Annotated in this window: 17 protein-coding genes; 9 read left to right on the top strand and 8 right to left on the bottom strand. The window is 72.1% G+C overall.

Annotation, left to right across the window (positions count from 1 at the left end):
* Window positions 1-281: 281 nt before the first annotated feature.
* Together OHB04_RS34460 and OHB04_RS34465 are read left to right on the top strand one after the other, a co-directional pair.
* Entirely contained in the window at window positions 282-1511 is a 1230-nt protein-coding gene (locus OHB04_RS34460; RefSeq protein WP_326691551.1) for a nucleotide disphospho-sugar-binding domain-containing protein, read from the top strand.
* 128 nt (window positions 1512-1639) lie between these two features.
* Complete coding sequence (locus OHB04_RS34465; RefSeq protein ID WP_326808987.1) at window positions 1640-2389, top strand: NAD-dependent epimerase/dehydratase family protein; 750 nt, start codon at window positions 1640-1642, stop codon at window positions 2387-2389.
* Here the strand turns inward: OHB04_RS34465 and OHB04_RS34470 are convergent.
* Window positions 2386-2970, bottom strand: a complete 585-nt coding sequence (locus OHB04_RS34470; protein WP_326691553.1) for a dTDP-4-dehydrorhamnose 3,5-epimerase family protein — start codon at window positions 2968-2970, stop codon at window positions 2386-2388. The two genes, OHB04_RS34465 and OHB04_RS34470, sit on opposite strands and share 4 nt — an antisense overlap.
* 108 nt (window positions 2971-3078) lie before the next feature.
* Between OHB04_RS34470 and OHB04_RS34475 the strand changes: the two genes are divergently transcribed.
* On the top strand, window positions 3079-3675 hold the full coding sequence (locus tag OHB04_RS34475; RefSeq protein ID WP_326808988.1) for a TetR/AcrR family transcriptional regulator: 597 nt from the start codon (window positions 3079-3081) through the stop codon (window positions 3673-3675).
* Between the two features lie 111 nt (window positions 3676-3786).
* Window positions 3787-5274: a DHA2 family efflux MFS transporter permease subunit gene (locus OHB04_RS34480; RefSeq protein WP_326808989.1), complete on the top strand. Its 1488-nt coding sequence runs from the start codon at window positions 3787-3789 to the stop codon at window positions 5272-5274.
* A gap of 83 nt (window positions 5275-5357) precedes the next feature.
* On the opposite strand, the gene OHB04_RS34485 is transcribed toward OHB04_RS34480, so the two are convergent.
* The 6 genes from OHB04_RS34485 to OHB04_RS34510 form a co-directional block, all read right to left on the bottom strand.
* The gene (locus OHB04_RS34485) at window positions 5358-6503 is read right to left on the bottom strand and encodes a DegT/DnrJ/EryC1/StrS family aminotransferase (RefSeq protein WP_326691556.1); all 1146 of its coding nucleotides are present in this window, start codon (window positions 6501-6503) and stop codon (window positions 5358-5360) included.
* A 188-nt stretch (window positions 6504-6691) separates the two neighbouring features.
* Window positions 6692-7684 carry a dTDP-glucose 4,6-dehydratase gene (rfbB, locus tag OHB04_RS34490; RefSeq protein ID WP_326691557.1) on the bottom strand — a complete coding sequence of 331 codons (993 nt, stop codon included), beginning with the start codon at window positions 7682-7684 and terminating at the stop codon, window positions 6692-6694.
* Window positions 7681-8748: a glucose-1-phosphate thymidylyltransferase gene (locus tag OHB04_RS34495; RefSeq protein ID WP_326691558.1), complete on the bottom strand. Its 1068-nt coding sequence runs from the start codon at window positions 8746-8748 to the stop codon at window positions 7681-7683. Before OHB04_RS34495 ends, rfbB begins: the two co-directional genes overlap by 4 nt.
* Window positions 8745-9971, bottom strand: a complete 1227-nt coding sequence (locus OHB04_RS34500; RefSeq protein WP_326691559.1) for a nucleotide disphospho-sugar-binding domain-containing protein — start codon at window positions 9969-9971, stop codon at window positions 8745-8747. The genes OHB04_RS34495 and OHB04_RS34500 overlap by 4 nt, the downstream gene beginning before the upstream one ends.
* A gap of 51 nt (window positions 9972-10022) precedes the next feature.
* A complete protein-coding gene (locus OHB04_RS34505; RefSeq protein WP_326808990.1) occupies window positions 10023-11297 on the bottom strand; it encodes a class I SAM-dependent methyltransferase in 1275 nt (424 codons plus the stop codon).
* 61 nt (window positions 11298-11358) lie between these two features.
* Window positions 11359-12405, bottom strand: a complete 1047-nt coding sequence (locus tag OHB04_RS34510; protein WP_326691561.1) for a ketoacyl-ACP synthase III family protein — start codon at window positions 12403-12405, stop codon at window positions 11359-11361.
* Between the two features lie 262 nt (window positions 12406-12667).
* On the opposite strand from OHB04_RS34510, the gene OHB04_RS34515 reads away from it, so the two are divergent.
* The 5 genes from OHB04_RS34515 to OHB04_RS34535 all read left to right on the top strand — a co-directional run bounded on the left by OHB04_RS34515 (window position 12668) and on the right by OHB04_RS34535 (window position 20940).
* On the top strand, window positions 12668-12964 hold the full coding sequence (locus OHB04_RS34515; protein WP_326691562.1) for an acyl carrier protein: 297 nt from the start codon (window positions 12668-12670) through the stop codon (window positions 12962-12964).
* On the top strand, window positions 12961-13986 hold the full coding sequence (locus tag OHB04_RS34520; protein WP_326808991.1) for a methyltransferase: 1026 nt from the start codon (window positions 12961-12963) through the stop codon (window positions 13984-13986). The genes OHB04_RS34515 and OHB04_RS34520 overlap by 4 nt, the downstream gene beginning before the upstream one ends.
* A gap of 29 nt (window positions 13987-14015) precedes the next feature.
* Window positions 14016-15059 (top strand): ketoacyl-ACP synthase III family protein, encoded by a 1044-nt coding sequence (locus OHB04_RS34525; protein WP_326691564.1) that lies wholly within the window; start codon window positions 14016-14018, stop codon window positions 15057-15059.
* A gap of 46 nt (window positions 15060-15105) precedes the next feature.
* Window positions 15106-20490 carry a type I polyketide synthase gene (locus OHB04_RS34530; protein ID WP_326808992.1) on the top strand — a complete coding sequence of 1795 codons (5385 nt, stop codon included), beginning with the start codon at window positions 15106-15108 and terminating at the stop codon, window positions 20488-20490.
* A gap of 213 nt (window positions 20491-20703) precedes the next feature.
* Window positions 20704-20940 carry a DUF6059 family protein gene (locus tag OHB04_RS34535; protein WP_326691566.1) on the top strand — a complete coding sequence of 79 codons (237 nt, stop codon included), beginning with the start codon at window positions 20704-20706 and terminating at the stop codon, window positions 20938-20940.
* A 99-nt stretch (window positions 20941-21039) separates the two neighbouring features.
* Here OHB04_RS34535 and OHB04_RS34540 read toward each other — a convergent pair whose 3' ends face one another.
* Window positions 21040-21915, bottom strand: coding sequence for a carbohydrate deacetylase (locus tag OHB04_RS34540; RefSeq protein WP_326691567.1), 876 nt, complete (start codon window positions 21913-21915; stop codon window positions 21040-21042).
* Between the last annotated feature and the right edge of the window lie 175 nt (window positions 21916-22090).

The raw sequence follows: 22090 nt of genomic DNA on the forward strand, positions 1-22090 counted from the left end.
GGCTGACCTCCCCTACCCCACGGCCTCCCGGGACCGGACAGCGAGGTTCCCGGGAGGCCGTTCGAAGACATTCCTGTACCGAATTGCGAGCCTCGCCGGGGCAGCTAACGGGCTGCTTGCCAGGCTCTAAAGCACCGCGGGCTTTAGGGAAATGCATGCCGGGATTTATGTGCGGGCTAGCGGCGTGTGCTGGCATTGAATGGTTCGCTCTGTCGGCGTATTCCGTCGTTCCCCCGCGGAGCCGACGCGACCGCTTATCGACGGGCGACAGTGGAGTGGATGTGCGCGTACTCTTCGTTCCTTTGGCCGCCGCGGGCCATTTCTACGCGATGGTGCCCCTCGCCTGGGCGCTGCGAACGGCGGGCCACGAGGTGCGGGTCGTCGGGCCGCCGCAGCTGCGCGGCACGGTGGAGGCGTCCGGGCTGCCGGCCGTGGCCGTCGGCGGCTCCTACGACACCCTCGGCGGCATCCGCGAGTCCAGCGAGGCGGTGCGCCGCCGGACGGGCAGGTCCCTCGCCGACTTCGGCGACCTGGGCTCCGTGCCCGAGGAGGTGCGCCGCGAGCTGCGGGATTCGCGGCGGTCCGCGCTGGTCGCCAACGCCGCGCACATGGCCGACGATCTCGTGGCCTTCGCCCGCACCTGGCGGCCCCACCTGGTCGTCGGTGACCCGGTCGCGTTCGCGGCGGCGCTGGCCGCGGCGACGGCCGGGGCGCCCTTGCTGCGACACCTGTCGGGCCCGCTGCCGCCCGCCGCCGGGCACTCGCTGGGCAACGGGCTGCCGGTGGAGGAGTGGCCCGCCGAACTCCACGAGCTGTACGCCGCGTTCGGCGTCGAGCCCCGCGCCGACCCGGCCGCCGCGACCGTCGATCCCTGCCCGCCCAGTCTCCAGACCCAGCCGGTGCGCGGCAGGATCGGCATGCGCTACGTCCCGTACAACGGGCCGGGCGCGGTGCCGCCCTGGCTGCTGGAGCCGGCCGCGCTGCCCCGGGTCTGTGTCTCGTGGAGCATGTCCCACACCGCGACCTCGGGGGAGGCGGACTACCCGGCGGCTGCCACCGCCGAGGCCCTGCACGCCCTCGGCGGCGTCGAGGTCGTGGCCACGGTCAAGGCCACCGACCGGCAGCGCTTCGGGCCGGTGCCCGCGGGGGTGCGGGTGGTGGCCGAACTGCCGCTCCAGCTCCTCCTGCCGACCTGCGCCGCCGCCGTCAACCACGGCGGCGGCGGCACCTCGCTGACGGTGGCCGCGTACGGCGTGCCGCAGGTGATGATGCCGCACGACCCGGTACACGTCGTCAACGCCGAGCGGATCGCGGCCGTGGGCGCCGGAGTCGCGCACCGGGCCCGGCCCGTGGACGCTTCGGACATCGCGCGCAGCGTGGGCACCTTGCTGGCCGAGGACCGCTGGCGCAGCGCGGCGAACGCCCTGCGCGCGGAGAACGAGGCGCAGCCGGAACCGGCCGAGACGGTCCGGGCGCTGGAGGGCATCGCCGCCTCGGGCCGGCCGCGCTGAGAACAGCGCGGATCACCGGGGCCAACGGCGCCGGGATCGGGGCCAGTCGGGCTGAAGACCGGGCCGGCCGCGCCCAACACCGGGGCCGGTCCCGGAAAATGGTGTCACACACTGCGGAGAGGACGAGCATGGAGATCATCGGCCGTGGGTTCATCGCACAGAACCTGGAGGCGATAGCGGCACGCCACCCCGGCGTCGTCGCCCTGGCCTCGGGGGTCTCCCGGGTGGGCGGGGTGAGCGCGGACGAGTACCAGCGCGAGGCGGATCTGGTCTACGAGACGATCCGGCGCTGCGAGAAGGAGGGCCGGCTCCTGCTCTACTTCTCGACGGGCAGCGCGGGAATGTACGACGCGGCGCGCGGAAGCGAAGGCAAAGAGGACGACCCGGTCTTTCCCGGGAATTCACACGGCAGGAACAAGCTGCTGCTGGAGACGGTCATCCGTTCCACCGGCGTGCGGCACCTCATCGTCCGCCTCAGCCACGCCTTCGGCCCCCGCCAGGCCGACCACCAGCTGATCCCCTCACTCGTGCGGGCCGTGCGTTCGGGCAAGGTCCGTATCCACCGGGGCGCCTCTCGCGACATCATCCATGTGGCGGACGCGGTCACCGTCGTCGACGGCCTCCTGGCCGAGGGCATCAGCCAGGAGGTGGTCAATGTCGCCTCCGGTGCGACCGTGCCGTCCGAGGACCTCATCGAGCACATCGCGCTGCGCCTGGGCAAGACCATCACCGAGCGGCAGATCGTGGAGGGCGACGCGTCCATCTGCCTGCTCTCGACGCAGAAGCTGCGGCGGCTGCTGCCCATGGTCGAGGACCTCGGCTTCGGCCCGGACTACTACAAGACGGCCCTGGACCGTCACCTCGCCGAGTGTCCCTAGTCGCGCCGCGCGCTCTCGTAATCCGGCAGCAGGCCGCCCGCGAGTGCCTCCTGGAGTGTCGGCGCCTCCCGGTCCCGGTCGGAGACGAGGGGCTCGACCTCCGGCGGCAGGGGGAGGCCGAGTCCGGGGTCGAGCGGGCTGAGGGTGTGCTCGTGCTCGGGCGCGTAGTCGGCGGACACCAGATAGGTGACGACGGTCTCGTCCTCCAGCGCCAGGAACCCGTGCCCGACGCCCACGGGCACATGGACGGCGCGCGCGTTCTCCGCGTCTATGCGCACCAGATCCCACTCCCCGAAGGTGGGGGAGCCGACGCGGGTGTCGAGGACGATGTCGAGGGCCGCGCCGTGCGCGCAGTACACGTATTTCGCCGCGCCGGGCGGCACGGACGTGAAATGAATACCGCGCAGGGCGCCCCGGTGGGAGCGGCTCAGGTTCACCTGGGCGACGTCGAAGGGGGGCCGGCCGACGGCCTCCTGGAAGACGGGGCGCTGAAGCTGGGCCGCGAAATGCCCGCGGGAGTCGGCGAATTTCCGGGGCGAAAATTCCACCGCGCCCTCGACCTTGAGCTTTCGGTAGTCCATGTCCTGCCTCCGGAAGGGACGACTGCCTTCGTGGAAGGTCAACCTATCCGTCCCCCGGGACCCCGTGTGGCTTGCACCTCTCCCGGCAGTTCTGTAAGTATTTACCGCATGGCAGGCAGCAGGGAGTCGCTCTTGGCAGCGGCAGCGGAGGAGTTCGCACGCTACGGAGCGCGGGGTACGCGCATCCAGGCGATCGTCCAGCGCGCCGGGGTCAACGAGCGCATGATCTATCACCACTTCGGCAGCAAGAAGGGGCTCTACAAGGCGGTCCTTGTCGATCAGATGCAGGAGTGGCGGGACAGCTGGCACCCGGCGGTGGAGAAGGCGGTCACCCTGGAGCCCTACGAGGGGATGCGGACGGCCCTCGCGGCCTTCGCCGAGACGCTGCACAGCAAGCCCGTGCTGGTGGGGCTGTGGCTGCACGAGGCGCTCGACGGCTGGCAGACCCTGCCCGCACCGCCCCTGGACGCCCTGCCGTCGGGGCTGCGGGAGCTGTACGAGCGCGGACAGGCCGAGGGAGTCTTCCGCGCCGACTGTCCTTTCGAGGTCGCGCACGGCATGGCGATGAGCGCGCTGGTCGGAGCCCTGGTCATGTCGGGCAGGGGCTTCCAGGCCCGGCAGGAGGCCAACATCGGCTTCGACTCGGGGGCGGCGCGCGACAGGGCGCTCGGCCAGCTTCTGGACGGTATGACAGGACCCAAATAGCCCTCCGTCAGGCCGCGGGCCCAGGCCCGCGGCCTTGTTCACAGCACTGTAAGTAAATTTTTACCGCACAGACGTCGCAGCACCGCAGCGACAGAATCCGAGGTCCGGACGATGGCAGTGGCATCCGAATCCCAGCAGGAGCACGACCGGCGGATCCCGCCGGCCCTGCTCAAACTCATGATCGCCGTCGCCCTGGGCGCGATCATGATCCAGATGGACGCGACGATGACCAACATCGCGTTCAACACGTGGCTCAAGGAGTTCGACACCACCTTGGTCACCATCCAGTGGGTGGCCACCGGCTATCTGCTGGCCATGGCCGCTGTCATGGCACCCTCCGGCTGGGCCCTGGAGCGCTTCGGCGCCCGCACCACCTGGCTGGCCTGTCTGTCGATGTTCATCCTCGGCAGCGTGCTGTGCGGCATGGCCTGGTCCGTCGAGAGCCTGATCGTCTTCCGCGTCATCCAGGGCCTCGGCGGCGGCATGATCATGCCGCTGGGCATGGCGATCCTCGCCCAGGAGGCCGGGCCCTCGCGGCTGGGCCGCGTCATGAGCGTGATGGGCATCCCCACCGCGCTGGGGCCCGTCCTGGGCCCGGTGGTCGGCGGCTGGATCGTCAGCGACGCCGACTGGCGCTGGATCTTCTACATCAACGTCCCCATCTGCCTGGTCGCGATCGTGCTCGCCTGGCGCGTCATGCCCACCAGGAGGGCCGCCGCCTCCAGCCGGCTCGACATCGTCGGGCTGCTCCTGCTCTCGCCCGCCTGCGCCGTCGTGGTCTACGGGCTGGCCGAGGCCGGTAAGCGCGGCACGTTCGCCGACGCCCACTCGATCGTCCCGCTGGTCATCGGCGTCGCGCTGCTGGGCGTCTTCGCCTTCCACGCGCTGCGCGCCGAGAACCCCATCCTCGACCTGCGGATGATGAAGATCCGCAGCTTCACCTCCTCCACCTCCGTGCTGTTCTTCGCCTCCGTCGCACTGTTCGGCGCGATGGGCGTCCTGCCGCTCTACTACCAGCAGGTGCGCGGGCACACCCCCATGGAGACCGGGCTCCAGCTCATCCCGCTGGGCGCCGGCATGGCGCTGTCGATGACGGCGGCCGGCTGGCTGGCCGACCGGCTCTCGCCCCGGCTGCTGGTCATCGGCGGGCTGGCACTCACCGCCGTGGGCAGCGCCGTCTACACCCAGCTGAACGCCGACTCCAACGAGGCCATGCTCGGAGTGGCGCTCGTCTTCAGCGGCGCCGGCATGGGCGGCGTGATGGTGCCCGCCATGGCCAGCGCCGTCCGCGACGTGCCGCCGATGGCCATTCCGCGGGCCAGCGCGACGAACCGCATCATCATGCAGGTCGGCTCCTCCTTCGGCGCCGCCGTCCTGCTGATCGTGGCCCAGTCGCGTATCACCCAGCTCGCCGAGAGCGGCCGGGTCACTCCGGACGGGCTGGCGGGCGCCTACGGGCGCACCTTCTGGTGGGCACTGGGCTTCGCCGCCTTCGCCGCGCTCCTGGCGCTGCTGATGCCCAGCCAGGTCGCGGGCCGCAAGAAGCCGAAGGAAGGTGCGGCGGCGGCACCCACGGCCCCGGGAGCCGCAAGCGCCTGACGGCGGACGGCCCCCGGGCGCTGGGAGCGTACGGAAAGGGGCGGGGGAGGCGCCGGCCTCCCCCGCCCCTTTCGGCGTACGGCCTACGCGGTGACCGTCGCGCGGATGATCTCGCAGACCCCGGCGACCTCGGCCTCGCCCACGGCACTGCCGGTCGGCAGCGCCAGCGCCCGGGCGCTCAGCGCCTCGGTGTGCGGCAGCGGGACGGGAGCGTGGACGGCGGGGTCGCGCACGTAGGGCTCGCTCTGGTGGCAGCCGGGATAGAAGTAGCGGCGCGAGTAGACGTTGTGGGCGTAGAGCGTCTCGTGCACGGTGTCGCGGTGCACGCCCGAGAGCGCCGCGTCGATCTCCAGCACCAGATACTGATGGTTGGCCCGTTCCTTGGGGGCCTGCGCCCGGACGGTGACGCCCGGCAGCCCGGCCAGCCCCTCGCGGTACCACCGCTCGTTGCGCATGTTGACCTCGATCAGGTCGTCCATGATGTCCATCGACACCAGGCCCATCGCGGCGGAGATCTCGCTCATCCGCCCGTTGGTGCCCGCCGAGACGATGTCGCGGTCCGGGCTGAGCCCCAGGTTGCGCATGGCGCGCACCCGCTCGGCCACCTCGTCGTCGTTGGTGACCAGTGCCCCGCCCTCGAAGCTGTTGATGTATTTCGTCGCGTGGAAGCTGAAGATCTCGGCCGACCCGAACCCTCCCAGCGGCTGCTGCTGGTAGGTGCTCCCGAAAGCGTGCGCCGCGTCGAACAGCAGCGGCAGCCCGTGCCGTTCGGCCACCTTCGCCAGCTCCGTCACCCGGCAGGGCCGCCCGTAGACGTGCACGCCCAGGATGCCGCCGGTGCGCGGGCCGATCAGCTCCTCGACGCTCTGCGGATCGGCGGTCGCCGTCTCCTCGTCCACGTCGCAGAAGACCGGTACCAGCCCCGCCCACTCCAGCGCGTGCGGGCTGGCGATCCAGGTGAAGGCGGGCACGATCACTTCCTGGCCCTGTCTGATCCCGCACGCCCGCGCGGCCAGTTGGATGCCGGTGGTCGCGTTGGCGACGGCGACACAGTGACGGGCTCCGGTGATCGAGGCGACGCGCTCTTCCAACTCCTGGACCAATGGGCCGTTGTTGCTCAGCCACAGCCGGTCGAGCGCGCCGTTGATGCGCTCCAGCAGGCGGGCCCGGTCGCCCACATTGGGCCGGCCCACATGGAGGGGCTCGCTGAACATCGGTGTGCGGGGCATGGGTAAGCCCCTCCTCTCTGAGGTGTCTGCTTTCAGGCCTGGAATGCCTGGAGCCGGAATGCCTGGAGCCGGAATGCCTGGGTCCGGTATGCCTGGGTCCGGGCCGGGGGAGTGCGCCTTCGGGTTGGGGGAGTGCGCGTAGGGATCGGGGGAGCGCGCGGGGAAGTGCGCGGTGGGGCCGGTGCGGGTCACCGGGCGGCAGTCCGCTCGGCGCGGCCCTTGACCAGCGGCTCCCACCAGCCGCGGTGCTGCCGGTACCAGTCCACGACGTCCGAGAGGCCGTCCGGGAACGGGGTGCGGGGCTCCCAGCCCAGCTCCCCGGTGATCTTGCTGACGTCGACGGAGTAGCGCTCGTCGTGGGCCTTGCGGTCCGACACGTGCCGCACCCGGTCCTCGTCGGCCCCGCACAGCTTCAGCAGCCGCTCCGTCAGCTCGGCGTTGGTCAGCTCGGTGCCGCCGCCGATGTTGTAGATCTCTCCGGCGCGCCCGTCCACGGCCACCCGGTGGACCGCGCGGCAGTGGTCGTCCACGTGCAGCCACTCGCGCACGTGATGGCCGTCGCCGTACAGCGGTACGTCCTTGCCGTCCAGCAGGTTGGTGATGAACAGCGGGATCAGCTTTTCCACGAACTGGTACGGGCCGTAGTTGTTGGAGCAGCGCGTTACGGAGATCTCCAGGCCGTGCGTGCGCCAGTGGACGCGGGCCACCAGGTCGCTGGACGCCTTGGAGGCGGCGTAGGGCGAGTTGGGCTCCAGCAAGGAGCGCTCGGTCGAGGAGCCGTGCGGCACCGAGCCGTAGACCTCGTCGGTGGACACGTGCACCACGCGGCGCACCCCGGCGACGCGGCAGGCGTCCAGCAGCGTCTGAGTGCCCATCACATTGGTCGTCATGAACGCCGCCGCGCTGTCCAGCGACCGGTCCACGTGCGACTCGGCCGCGAAGTGGACCACGATGTCGTGGCCGGGCAGCAGCTCGCGCAGCAGCTCTCCGTCGCAGATGTCGCCGCGTACGAAGGTGAGCCCGGGGTGCCCGTCGGGCAGGTTGGCCAGGTTTCCCGCGTACGTCAGCTTGTCCAGCACGGTCACCTGGGCGCCGGTGGTGCCGGGCAGGCGGTCGGCGAGCAGCTCGCGCACATAGTGGGAGCCGATGAAGCCCGCTCCGCCCGTGACAAAGAACCTCATGCCGTTATCTCGATTCTGCTGTCGTCACCGATCAACAATCGGTGGGGCGCCGCTTCCCGGGTGCCCCTCCGCACCTCACCAGATTTGCCGATGATCGACCCGCGCAAGTCGCGAATGCCCTCCACGGAGGCGCCCGCCATGAGGATGGAATCGCCGACCCCCGCACCGCGCAGCCGGCACCCGGGCCCGAGGGCGGTGTACGGGGCCACGTGGCTGTCCTCGACCAGCGTGCCGGCGCCGATGACGGCCGGCCCCTCCACACGCGAGCGGCGCACCACGGCGCCCTCCTCGACGACCACGGGCCCGGACAGCCGCGAGTCCGCGTCGACGGTGCCGCTCAGCCGGGAGCCGAGGCCCGCCAGCAGGACCCGGTTGCAGTCCAGGAGGTCGGCCAGGGTCCCGGTGTCCTTCCAGTAGCCGGTGTACGGCTTGGCCCGCACGGTGTGGCCCTGGCCGACCAGCCACTGGACGGCGTCGGTGATCTCCAGCTCGCCGCGGGCGCTCGGCCCGATGGCGGCGACCGCCTCGTGGATGGCGGAGGTGAACACGTAGGCGCCCGTCACTGCCATGTCGCCGCGCGGGTCGGAGGGCTTCTCCCACAGGGCGGTGACCCGGCCGGTCTCGTCCAGCTCGGCGATGCCGTACTGGGAGGGGTCCTCGACCTTGCTCACCACCAGCTGGGCCGCGGGCGAGTCCGCGTGGAAGGCCGCCAGGTGCGGCGCGATGCCGTCGGCGAAAACGTTGTCGCCCAGGTACATCACGAAGTCGTCGTCGCCCAGGAAGGGGCGTGCGAGCAGCACGCAGTGCGCCAGCCCGCGCGGTGCGTCCTGGGACAGGAAGTCCACCGCCATCCCGAAGTCCGACCCGTCGCCCACCGCCTCCCGTATGGGGCCCCCGTGCCCGGCGACGATGAGGCAGGTGTGCGTCACGCCCGCCGCGCGCAGGGCATCCAGGGCGTGGAAGAGCACGGGCCTGTTGGCGACGGGGACGAGCTGCTTGGGAGTGCTGTGGCTGAAGGGGCGCAGCCGGGTGCCGTGGCCGCCCGCGAGCACGAGCGCCTTCACGACGACCTCCGGTTCCCGGCCAGCTTCTCCAGCGTCCGCACCACATCGGCGGGGCCGGGCTGAGCGGCGATCTCGTCGCGCACCGCGAGCGCGGCCCGCCGCCAGCTCCCGTCCGCGAGCATGTCCGCGACGGATGCCGCGATCCGCTCGGGCTCGACGGGCCGCGACGCGTGCCGGATTCCGGCGCCCGCCGCCGCGAGCCAGTCGGCGTTGACGTTGTGTACCGGGTCCAGCGGCAGCAGCACCTGCGGTACCCCGCAGGCGGCGATGGTCAGCACCGTGCCGGTGCCGCCGTGGTTGACAGCGGCGGCGCAGGAGGGGATCACCAGGTGTAATGGCAGCTCCTCCACCACCCGCACCCCCTCGGGCACCGGGCCGAAGCTGTCCCGGTCGCTGGCCTTGACGGTCGCCACCACCTCGGCTCCCGCCTCGCTCAGCGCCTGGGCCACGGCCGCCGCCGGGTAGGCGCGCTCGCCCGAGGTCGCCGTGTGGGACATGCTCCACGAGACGCACACCCGGGGCCGCTCGGCGGGCTCGCGCAGCCAGTCCGGCGTGCTGCCGGGCCCGTTGTAGGGGATGTGGCGCATGCCGAGCCGGTCGGGTACGGGCACCGTGCCCAGGCCCGGCGGGCACGGGTCGACGGTGGCCACCGCGTACGAGGCACGCGCCTCGACGCCGAACCTGTCGAACAGCGCGTGCAGCGCAGCGGGCCACTCCGCCACCGGCAGCCCACAGCCCGGCCAGTGTGTGGCCGTGGACGGCAGCGGGCCCCACATGTGGTGCACCAGCGGGACGTCCACCGCCCCGGCGACCAGCGCTCCGGCCAGCATCACCGGGTCGCTGACGACCAGGTCGGGCCGCCAGGTGCGCGCGAACCCGACCAGGTCATCGGCCACTTCGGCCGTGGTGTTCGCCAGCGCGGCCTGGCGCGTCTGAAGGAACCTGCGCTCCACCTCCGGGGGCATCGCCTCCAGGGTGCCGAAGTCGGTGAAGTTCTTGCCGGTCTCCCTGCGCAGCTCCTCGACCGACTCCCGGATGCCCGGCAGCGCCTCTTCGGAGCCGGAAACCGGGACCGCCGTCAGGCCGGAGGCGCCGATGGCCTCCAGCAGCGAGGGACGCCCCGCTATGCGTACCTCGTGCCCGGCCAGGCGCAGCGCCCAGGCGAGCGGAACCATCGCGTAGTAGTGGCTCGGCAGAGCCACCGGAAGGAAAAGGACGCGCACGACTACTCCGTTGCCGCCGTTGGTGGACGGCCCGCCCGTTGGCGGGCTCGCTCAGTTCGCCGAGCGGGCGGTCACGACCCGGGGACGTGGGATGGGCACGATGAACCGGCCGCCCGACTCCAGGTAGTCCCGCTCCTTGCGGAGGATCTCCTCCGAGTAATTCCAAGCCAGCAGCAAGTAGTAGTCCGGCGGGTGTTCCTCGCCGTACGCGGGGGAACGCACCGGCACATGGGTGCCGGGCAGTACCTTGCCCTGCTTGAGTTCGGTGGTGTCCGTGCAGAATTCCACCTGGTCGTTGCTCAAGCCGCAAGTGGTAAGCAGGGTGTTGCCCTTGGCCGGGGCGCCGTAGCCCGCGATGGTCCTGCCCTCGGCCCGCAGCTCGCCCACGAGCCGGGTCAGCGTGTGGCGGGTCTCTTCCACGGTCTGCGCGAAGCCGGTGTACATCGCGTCCTCGTGGAGCCCCGCGCGCTGCTCCTTCTCCCGCATCTGGTCGACCACCGGGCGCGTGGGCCAGGGGCCGTCCTGGTGGCCGACGAAGACCAGGATCGAGCCGCCGTGCACGCCCAGGTGTTCGACGTCCACCACGCGCAGGCCGTGCCGGGCGAAGAAGGTGGCCAGGGTGTCGACCATGAAGTACGACAGGTGCTCGTGGTAGATGGTGTCGAACTCGTTCCGCTCCAGCATGTCCAGCGCGTACGGCACCTCGATGGCGAAGACCCCGTCGGACCGCAGGAGGCGCCGCACGCCGGCCGCGACATCGGCGATGTCGTCGATGTGCGCGAAGACATGGCGGCCCAGCACCAGCCTGGCCGGGCCGTGCTCCTCCCTGATCCGCTCCCCGCTCGTGGCGGAGAAGAAGTCCGGGAGGGTGGGGACGCCCCGCTCGGTGGCGACGGCCGCCAAGGCGCGCGCCGGGTCCACACCCAGGACCCGCATACGGTCGTCCTGGAACGCGGCGAGCTGTTCGCCCGTGTTGCTTCCCATTTCGACCACGAGAGAGCCGGCCGGAATGCCGAAGCGCTCCTCGCACAGGTCGGCGACGCGGCGCATGTGCCGCCTCATCGTGTCCGAGGGGGAGGTGACGTACAGATACTCCCGGAAGAGCACGGCCGGATCGACGACATGGGTGAGGCTCAGCAGCCGGCAGTCGCGGCAGGAGACCACTGCGAGGGGGAAGCGGGGCTCGTCCTCGTAGGAAAGCCCCTGCTCCAGAAATCCGTTCGCCAAAGGCACTTGGCCGAGCGAGACGACGTTCTGCCAGTCCGTGGAACCGCACGCCCGGCACTCACGGATCTGCTGCGCCCAGGATTCCTTGTTGTTGTCCATCCGACGCCTTTCTGAACACCTGCGTGACGCAGTTGGTGGTGGGGGGAAAGAGGCCGGGCTCTCAGCGTCGGGCCCAGTCCGGAATGTCGTTGATCTTGAAGACGGCGGCGGAAATGGTGACGCCCGGCGCGACGCCGAACATCAGCACGTGATCGCCCGCCGACAGCTGCCCCGTGGACAGCAGATGCGCCAGGGAGAAGAACTGGTCCCCGGCGCCGGTGTGGCCGATGGTGCGCCCGTACTCCCAGGTGGAGCGGGACAGCGGGAGGCCGAGCGCGGTCAGGAAGCCCACCTCGGTCTGCTCCTTGGAGGCGTTGTTGGGCATCACCCAGGCGACCTCGTCCAGCGTCGTCCCGGCCTCCTCCAGCGCCTGGCCGACACAGTCGACCAGCGTCTTCTGGATCTTGAACAGGGCGAGTGAGCCCAGACCTTCCGTCACGACCTTCTGCTTGAACGCGTCGATCCGGGAGGCGAAGTTCAGCGGCCGGCCCGTGGTCACCGTCGGGGGGAAGAGCGGCTCGCCGCAGCGGTGCAGCTCCTCGGCCTCCGGGATGGTCGACATGGTCAGCGAGACCAGCTCGGCGAAGCCCGGCCCCTGGGTGAGCGTCAGCGCGCAGGCACCGTCACCCATGATGAACTCGGCGCTCTGGCGCCAGCGATCCAGCAGCGGCGTGCCGTAGTTGTCGCTGGTCACCAGCAGTGCCGCCGCGTCGTCCGCGCCGGCCGCGAGGTGGCTGACGGCCAGGCGCAGCGCGCTGAACATGCCCGTACATCCGTGCTTCAGCTCCACCGCCAGCGCGTCGTCCATCGCCAGCTGCCGCTGGAGGTGGTATTGCGGATGCCAGCCTTCCGGGCCCTGGTGCCAGCAGTCCGGGTAGAGCAGCAGGTCGATCGATCCGGGGGTCAGCGCCGAGCGGTCGAACGCCTGTCGGGCGGCGCGCAGCCCCATCTCCGGCGCCTCGATGTCCCCGGCGACCCCCGCTGAGAGCCAGCCTCCGGCCGCCGCCTCCTCGGCCGGGTACCAGCCCTGTGCGACGGCTTCGCCGACACTCACCGGCTCGGGCAGAAACGTGCCGAGGCTTTCTACATAAACGTCGCGGATCCGCACCGCCGCCTCCTCTTTCGGGCCATGGGTTCGCAGAACCCCTCGAAGTCTTCACGGCGATTCTTAAGGCTCACTTGTCTCAGCCTGTGCCGACGCCAGTACCGCGCAGCCGGGAGTGAAAACAGTGCTCGCGCTCGTGACCCCGGTCGCGAATCAGCGCTCCCGGCTGCGAAAGAGAAGCGTTAGCCGCTCTTAAGGCGCATGGCGAACAGTGATCCCGTCGCGGGCCCTTCGGCCCCTCATTCCGGACAGCCGTAGGAGCCTCATGGCAGACACCGCAACCGAAAGCGCCGTGGCCGGGAAACTGATCGCCTTCATGCGCGAGCGGTTCATTCCCGAGGAATTCCGCGAGAGTTTCGACGAGGACACCAAACTGCTCGAACTGGGCGTGCTCGACTCGCTCAACGCGGCGCGCCTGCTGAACTTCATCAGAAGCGAGCTGGGCGTCGGCCTGCCCTCCTCCGCCATCGACAGCGACACCTTCCAGGACGTACGGCACCTCGCCGCCGCCGTCTGCGCCGTCCCTCCGGCTCCGGCCGCGACGAAGGAGAGCCGGACGTGATCGAGGACATCGAGCTTCTCCACACCGTCATCCACGGGACGACCGCCTTCGAATTCCTGCGCACCGGGCTCGAACTCGACCTGTTCGGGCACCTGGAGAAGCCGGGAGGCCTCGATCTGGCCGGGGTGGCCGGAGCCCTGGGCACCGAGGAGCACGCCGCGCGGGTGCTGCTGCTCGGCCTGGCCTCGCTCCGGCTCGTCCACAAGGAGGGCGACACCTACCGCAACGCACCCCTCGCCCGCCGCTGTCTGCTGCGCGGCAGCCCCAACTACCTGGGCCCGCGCGTGGAGATGCAGCGCCACGTCACCAACCCCGGCATCGGCGACCTGCTGGAGTCCGTGCGCCAGGACACCAACGTCGGCCTGCGCCACCTGGCGGGCAGCGGCCCCACCCTCTACGACCGGCTCGCCGCCCATCCCGAGGTCCAGCGGGTCTACTACGAGAACATGGGCGACGCCTCCAGCAAGACGTTCCCGCTGGTGGCCGAGACCTACGACTTCTCATCCGTGCGGCACGTCATCGACGTGGGCGGCGGCGAGGCCACCAACGCCCTCACGCTCGCCCGCGCCCACCCGCACCTGAAGGTCACCGTCTTCGACCTCGACGAGGCCCTCGGCCTGGCCGCCCGCAACATCAAGGACGCCGGGCTGGAGGACCGCGTGCACACCCACGCGGGCGACCTGTTCGCCGACCCGCTGCCCGAGGGCGCCGACGCCGTCCTCTTCAGCCACCTGTTCGAGAGCTGGTCGCTGGAGCGCAACACCGAGCTGCTGCGCAAGTGCCACCGCGCGCTGCCGCCCGGCGGTGCCGTCCTCGTCTACAGCTTCGTCTCCGACGACGACAACACAGGGCCGCTCTCGGCCGCGTTCATGTCCGCGTACTTCCTCGCGATCGCCACCGGCGAAGGCATGGTCTACTCCGGCCAGGACGTGCGCCGCTGTCTCGCGGACGCCGGATTCTCCCGCACCGAGCGCCACGACGGCGTGGGCTTCCAGCACGCGCTGATCGCCGGAATCAAATAGCCACGCCCGCCCGCGAAGGACACCCCGCCATGCGCGTATCCGACCTTTTCATCAGCGGCCTGGGCACCTATCTGCCCGAGACGGTCAGCGTCGAACAAGCCGTGGCCCAGGGCCTGTATCCGGAGCTGGAGGCCGAACTCCACGAGCTGGAGGGCGCCGCCGTCGCCGGTGACACCCCGGCCCCCGAGATGGCGCTCTACGCCGCGCAGCACGCCTTCAAACGCTGCGGACGCCGCCCCAGCGACCTCGATCTGCTGCTGTACGTGGCCACCTGGCACCAGGGGCCCGAAGGCTGGCTGCCCCACTCCTACCTCCAGCGGCACCTGACCGGCGGCGACCTGACGGCCTCGGAGATCCACCTGGGCTGCAACGGCATGTTCAGCGCGCTCGAACTCGCCGTCGGCCACCTGCGGGCCGAGCCAGGGCGGCGGGCCGCGCTGCTGGTCGCCGCCGACAACTACGGCACCCCCATGACCGACCGCTGGCGCATGGGCCCCGGCTACATCTGCGGAGACGCCGCCAGCGCCCTCGTCCTCACCAAGGACGAGGGCTTCGCCCAGCTCCTGGCCGTCCGCTCCGCGACGGTGCCCGAGGCCGAGGAACTGCACCGGGGGGCCGAACCGCTCTTCCCGCCGGGCATCCTCGACGGCCGAGGACTCGACTTCGGCAGGCGCAACGAGGAATACCGGCAGCAGTCCAGGGCCGGCGGCGGCGGAACCCTCGCCCTCTTCACGATCCAGCAGCGGCTCACCGAGGTCATCGACGCCACGCTGGAGGACGCGGGCCTCACCGTCGCCGACCTCACCCGGGTCGCCTTCATGAACTACGCCCGCGACATCGTCGAACAGCGCTGCATGGTGCCCCTTGACCTGCCGCTGGAGAAGTCCACCTGGGAGTTCGGCCGCACCATCGGCCACTGCGGGGCCAGCGACCAGATCCTGTCGCTGGACCACCTGGTGACCACCGGCCGGCTCGGCGCCGGCGACCACATGCTGCTGCTCGGCACCGGCCCCGGGGTCACCCTCTCGTGTGCCGTCGTGAAGGTGCTCAGCGCACCGCCCTGGGCGGAATGACCCACGCCCGGCACCGGGCGTCCGAGAACCGAAAGGAATGACGTCGATGGTCGACGGACAGCAGGCGGCAGCGGCGCCCGGTGCGGGGGCCACGCCCCAGGCGGGAGCCGAGCCCGTGGCGGTGATCGGCATCGGCTGCCGCTTCCCGGGCGAGGCCGACACCCCCGAGGCGTTCTGGCAGCTCCTCCTCGACAACCGCAACACCGCGGGCGAGGTGCCCCCCGAACGCTGGCGCCCCTACGAGGAACTGGGCCCCGAATACAGCACGGTGCTGCGCCGCGCGCTGCGCAAGGGCAGCTTCCTGGAGGGCATCGACCAGTTCGACGCCGAGTTCTTCGGGATCTCGCCCCGCGAGGCGGAACTGATGGACCCGCAGCAGCGGATCCTCGTCGAGGTGGTCTGGGAGGCCCTCGAACACGCCGGGATCCCGCCCCGCGCCCTGGCCGGTACCGACGCCGGGGTCTTCGTGGGCGCCTGCACCGACGACTACCGGCGCTTCCTGCTGGAAGACCTGACGCACATGGACGCCTGGAGCGGCATCGGCGCCGCCCGCTGCGCCACGGCCAACCGCGTCTCCCATCTGCTCGACCTGCGCGGCCCCAGCCTCGCGGTGGACACCGCCTGTTCCGCCTCGCTGGTCGCTCTCCACCTGGCCTGCCAGAGCCTCCGGCTCGGGGAGAGCAGCATCGCGCTGGTCGGCGGGGTCAACCTCGTCATCTCGCCCGGCGAGACGCTGACCCTGGACCTGGCCGGGGCCCTCGCCCCCGACGGGCGCTCCAAGGCGTTCGACGCCTCCGGCGACGGCTACGGCAGGGGAGAGGGCTGTGGCGTCCTCGTCCTCAAGCCGCTGGAGCGGGCCCGCGCTGACGGCGACCGCGTCCTGGCCGTCGTCCGGGGCAGCGCCGTCAACCAGGACGGCTACACCAACGGCATCATGGCCCCCTGCGGCACCGCGCAGGAGTACGTGATGGCCCGGGCCTGCGACCAGGCCGGCCTGGCGCCCGGCACCGTCGACTACGTGGAGGCGCACGGCACCGGCACCCAACTCGGCGACCCCATGGAAGCCTCCGCCATCGGCGCCGTCTACGGCACCGGCCGGCCCGGCGAGGCGCCCTGCCTCATCGGCTCCGTCAAGGCGAACATCGGGCACCTGGAGGGCGCCGCCGGAGTCGCCGGACTCATCAAGGCCACCCTCGCACTCGCCCACGGCCACATCCCCGGCAACCCGCTGGTCACCGGCCTCAACACGGAGATCCCCTGGGAGAGCACCGGGCTGCGCGTCGTCACCAGGGCCGAGCCCTGGCCCGAGCGGGACCACCCGCGCCGCGCGGGCGTCTCCGGCTTCGGCTACGGCGGCACCATCGCCCACGTCGTCCTCGAAGAGCCGCCCGCCCCCGACCCTGTCCCGGCCGGGCAGCCGGACGCCGCGACCGCCGGGCGGACCCACGGCCTCTACCCGCTCTCGGCCGGCTCGGCGCCCGCGCTGCGCCGGCAGGCCGCCGCACTCGCCGACCGGCTGGAGCGCCCCGAGGCAACCGGCGGCGATGCCCCGGACGACGAAGCGGAACGGACGCTGCTGCGCTCGCTCGGCCACACCCTCGCCCACCGCCGCTCCCCGCTGGGCCACCGCGCCGCGCTGGCCGCCGAAGGGCGTCAGGAGCTGACCGCGGCCCTGCGCGCGCTGGCCGCCGACGAACAGGCCGACGGGCTGACCACCGGCGAGCCGCTCACCGAGCCCGGCAAGGGGCTTGTCTGGGTCTTCTCCGGGCACGGCTCCCAGTGGGAGGGCATGGGCCGCGAACTGCTCGCCACCGAGCCGCCGTTCGCCGAGGTCATCGACACGCTGGAGCCGATCTTCCGTCAGGAGATCGGCTTCTCGCCCCGCCAGGCCCTGACCGAGGGCGACTTCGGCACCGTCGACCGGATCCAGTGCATGATCTTCGCCACCCAGGTCGGCCTCGCCGCCGTGTGGCGCTCCTACGGTGTCCAGCCGGACGCGGTGATCGGGCACTCCGTCGGAGAGATCGCCGCCGCCGTGACCAGCGGCGCGCTCAGCCTCCAGGACGGCGGGCGGCTCATCTGCCGCCGCTCGCTGCTGCTGCGGCGGGTCGCCGGCAAGGGCGCCATGGCGATGGCCGGGCTCACCTTCGAGGAGGCCGCACGCCGGCTGGACGGGAACAGCCGGGTCGGGCCCGCCATCGCCTCCTCCCCGGTCTCCACGGTGATCGCGGGCGACCCCGACGCCGTCGCCGACGTCGTCTCCGCCTGGCAGGCCGAGGGCGTCGTCGTCCGCAAGGTCGCCTCCGACGTGGCCTTCCACAGCGCCCACATGGACCCGCTGCTGGACGAACTGGCCGCCGCCGCGACCGGCCTGGACACCGGCAGCGCCCAACTGCCCGCCTACACCACCGCGCTCGCCGACCCCCGCAGCCACCCCGTGCTCGACGGGGCCTACTGGGCGGCGAACCTGCGCAGTCCCGTACGCTTGGCCGCCGCGGTCACCGCCGCCGCCGAGGACGGCTACCGCGCCTTCCTGGAGATCTCCCCGCACCCGGTGGTGACCCACTCGGTCAGCGAGACGCTCTCCGAGCGCGGGATCGAGGACGCCTTCGTCGGCGGCACCCTGCGCCGCAACAGGCCCGAACGACAGGCGTTGCTGACGGCGATCGGCGCGGCGCACTGCCACGGCCGCACCGTCGACTGGTCCCGCCTCCAGCCCTCCGGCGGCCTCCTGGACGTGCCCACCATGGCCTGGCAGCACCGCAGCCACTGGCGCGACCCGCGCTACGGCGCCTCGGGTGCCGCCTTCCAGCACGACCCCGACACCCGCACCCTCCTGGGCGCGGCGACGACCGTCGCGGGCAGCGGGATCCAGCTGTGGCGCACCACCCTGGACGACGACAACCGGCCCTACCCGGGCAGCCACACCATCAACGGCGTCGAGATCGTCCCGGCAGCCGTCATGGTCGAGTCGTTCTTCCGCACCGTCAGCGACGACCCGGCCACCGCACCGGTCCTCACCGCTTTGACGATGCGTCAGCCCTTGATGACGGGCGCGCGCCGCGAGGTGCAGATCCTGCGCGAGGGGACGGCACTGCGGCTCGCCTCGCGCGCCTGCCCCGAGGACGAGGCACCCGGCACGGTGTGGCTCACCCACGCCGAGGCGGAGCTGGCACCGGAGGCGAGTACGGCCCCGGCGCCCCTCACGGAGGTCACCGAGGCCCCTGAGCGCCTTGAGTCCGCCGCCGAAGCCGCGAGCCTTCCGCTCGTGGACAACGGCCTGGTCCACCAGCGGCTCAGCGCCGTCGGCGTGCCCTCCACCGGGTTCACCTGGACCGTCGAGGAACTGCGGCGCGGCGAGGGGCGGTTGAGGGGGCGCGTGCGCTGTGCCCGGGACGAGGGCGCCACGCCCGGCTGGGCCCCGGTCCTGGACGCCGTGATGACGCTGGCGCCCGTCACGTATCCGGGAGACCCGGTGCTGCGCATGGTCGTCGAGGCGGGCGAGATATCCACCCTCGGGGCCCCTCCCGAGACGGTGGTCGTCGAGATCGCCGTCCGGGCCGGGAGCGAGGACGCCGTGGACGTACTCGTCCGCGACACCTCGGGCGCTCCTGTCGCGCATGTGAAGGGCCTCGTCTACGCCGTCATCGGGCAGGAGGAGTCCGCCGTCGCCGACCCGGCCCGGCTCGTGCACACCCTCGCCTGGCGACCCGTCGCCGAACAGCCCCAGCCCGCCGAGCCCGTCCGCGACCTCGTCCTCGCCGGGGCGCACGAGGCACGGCCCGCCCTCGCCGACGCCCTGCGCAAGCGCTGGAGCGCGGCCGGACGCGGCTGTGTGACGGCCGCTTCCGGTGCCGACGGCATCCCGTCGGAATCGCTGGCGGCCGGGGCGGATGTGCTGCTGATCGCCGAACCGGGGCCCGGCGGCGCCCCCGACGAGGCCGCACTGGGCGCCGCCGAGACCCTGCTGGCCACGGCCCGCCGGCTGAGCCGGGAGCCCGGTGCCGCCTCGCCCCGGCTGTGGCTGCTGACCTCGGGCCTGCTGGACGGAAGCGACGAGGCGAGCCTCGTCCACTCCGCGTCGGCCGGACTGGGCCGCGCCCTGGCGGCCGAGTACCCGGACGTGTGGGGCGGCGTCATCGACGCGGCCGACGGCTCGTCCGCCACCGCCGCCACATCCGAGGCCACGCCTGACGCCACCGCTGAGGCCACCGCCGCGACGGTGGCCGCGCTCCTCGTCTCCGGAGCCCCCGACAGCGTGACGGTGCTGGGCGAGGGCCAGGCCCTGACCGCCCGGCTCACGTGCGCCGAGGGGGAGTTGGGGGACAGCGCCCTGGAGTGCCGCGCCGACGGCACCTACCTGGTGACCGGGGGGCTCACCCCCGAGGGGCTGGAGGCGGCGCGGCGGCTGGCGGAACGGGGCGCTCGCAGGCTGGTGCTGGCCGGCCCGGAGCACCTGCCGCCCCGTCCGGCCTGGGAGAAGGCCGCCGACGCGGCAACGCGCCTGCGGATCGGCGCCGTCCGGGAGCTGGAAGCCTCGGGGGTCACGGTGCGCGCATTGCCGCTGAACGCCGGAGCTGACGGCCCCGAGGAGGTCGGACGGCGCCTCGACGCGCTCGAACTGCCCCCGGTGCGCGGCGTGGTGCACACCTTGCCGTCCGTGGCGGACATGGCTCCCGCCCTCGCGGGGGCCTGGCTGGTGCACCGGCTCTTCCCGCCCGGCTCGCTGGACTTCCTGCTGCTGTCCTCCTCGTGCGGCCCGCTGCTCGGGCTGCCCGGAGAGCCCGGCGAGGGAGCGGCGGCCGGCTTCCTGGAGGCGCTGGCCGCACACCGCGCGGCGCTGGACACGCGTGATGTGACCCTCTGCCTCAGCCGGTTGCGCCCCCGGGCCACCGAAGAGGCGCTCCGGGAGCGGGGTGTGGGGGCGGTACCGGCCGCGGAGGTGTGGGAGGTGTGGGACGCCGCGCGGCGCCTCGGCCCCGGCGCTTACACGGCCGTGCGCACGTTCCCGCCGAGGTCCGAGGACGGCCGTGCGCTGCCGCCCGTACTGGCGGACCTCACCTTCGAGGAGGAGGCGCAGCACGTGGAGGGGGACGCGGCCCCCGTGTGGTCCGAGCTGTCTCCCGAACAGCTGGCCGCGTGCCTGACCGAGGAGGTGGGAGCGCAGATCGCGCTGGAGATGAAGCTCCCGCCGGACGACCTCGACCCGCGCAGGTCACTGGTGGAGCAGGGGCTGGACTCCGTGCTGACGATCATGGTCAGGCGGCGGCTGGAGAAGCGGTTCGGGCACAAGCTGCCCGCGACCCTGCTGTGGCAGAAGCCGACCGTGCAGGCGATCGCGGGACACCTGGCCGACCTGCTCACCGAGCCGGAGGAGGCCCCGGAGACCGGGGGAGCGAGCACCGAAGCGGCTGTGGCCGCAGGGTTGTGAGCAGGGACATTCAGAACAAAGGGGCGTGGACTCTTCCCAACGGGTGAGGGTGCAGTATATGTTTACTGCGCACGCTGTCGGAAGCTGCCCGAGCTGGACGGCGCCGCATACACGGCGCCGTCCGAAGCCCCGCTCCCATCCCCCGTGGGGAGCGGGGCTTTCCGCTTCGCGGAAACGCGACTCGGCGAACCGACCGTGTGAAGGAGACTCGAAGTGGCCCGCTCCGGAAGGCCGTTCGGCCGCCGCTGGATCAACGGCCTGTGGGACGCGCTCGTGCTGTTCGGCGGCACCTGGGTGCATGTGGGCCCGCACCAGCCGCCCCGCGGCGCCCCGGATTCCCCGCACTCGCCCAGCCGCGCTCCCGGAGTGCCGCACCCCGAACGGCTGTGCCCCGAAGTCCCGTTGACCCCCACCGAGCGCGCCCTCGACGCCCAGTTGCGCGACCTGTGACGCACGGTCTGCGAGGCACGCGGTCTGTGAGGCACGAGGAGGCACGCGACGCGGGCAGGTGCCAGGTGGGGGGCCTCGCTCGGCCCGGCGTACAGCTCCTCACTGCGAGGCGCGTGCCCGCTCCGAGGTGCGTACTCGCTCCCAGGCCCGCGACACCGCCGCGTAGTCGGTCACCACGATGCCCTCCTCGTCCAGCAGTTCACGGGCCCGGGGTGAGGTCACATGGGCGAGGTCCGTGCTGCGGACGTGCCAGCCGTCCGGGTCGAGGGAGCGGGCCTCGGGGGTGTCCAGTCCGGGGTGCACGGCCCACTCGCTCAGGCCCGGAGGCAGCGTGCGCAGCAGCTCTTCGCACCGGGCCTCTTTCGTTGCCGGGTCGAGCGTGAAGCTGTCCACGAAGTCGTGCTCGACCGAGGTCAGTCCTCGGCGGCCCAGCCTCTCGTGGGAGGACGGCAGCCAGGCCCGCACGGCCAGTCCGTGCTCGTCGGCCAGGGCGAGGGTCAGGTCGAAGATGTCGGGCCGGCCGCCGTCGGCCAGGCAGTGCCAGTCGAGGTGGGTGGGTGTCAGCCCGGCGGCGGCCACCGCGTCGAGCTGCGCGCGGAACTCGGTCTCGGCCTCTTCCGGCCGAGCCTGTGCGAGCAGCTCGGGCAGCCGGTCGGGGGTGAAGAGCGCGCCCCGGCCGTCCAGGAGTGAGGGCACCCGCTCCCGGGCGGTCAGCGGGCCCCACGGCCGCGCCGGGGTGTCGCACAGGAGAGTCAGATGGATGCCGAACGGGAGGTGCGGCCGGGCGCGCAGCATCGCCATGGCCTCCTCGGCGGCAGGGCACGGCGGCATCAGCCCGCAGGAGCTGACGATGCCGTCTTCGAAGGCCCGTACGACCGCTTCGTTGACCTCCTCGTACATCCCGAAGTCGTCGGCGCTGACGATGAGCGTCCGTGCCTCGCGGGGGAGCCCGAGCGCCTCGTTCGCACTGTCCATCGGCACAGTGTGCCGGGAGGTGCGCGGCCCGTCACCGCCTTTTCGCGCCGCCGCCCGCCCCGCCCGTCACCCCGGGGGGAGCGGGCAGCGGCCGTCGCTCGTCACCTCGTCCGTTATGCCAGGATTCCCCAGAAATGTACCCTGAGTAGGGCGTGGACAACGGCTCGGTGCGGCG

This window comes from Streptomyces sp. NBC_01775 (assembly GCF_035917675.1).
Lineage (GTDB): Bacteria > Actinomycetota > Actinomycetes > Streptomycetales > Streptomycetaceae > Streptomyces.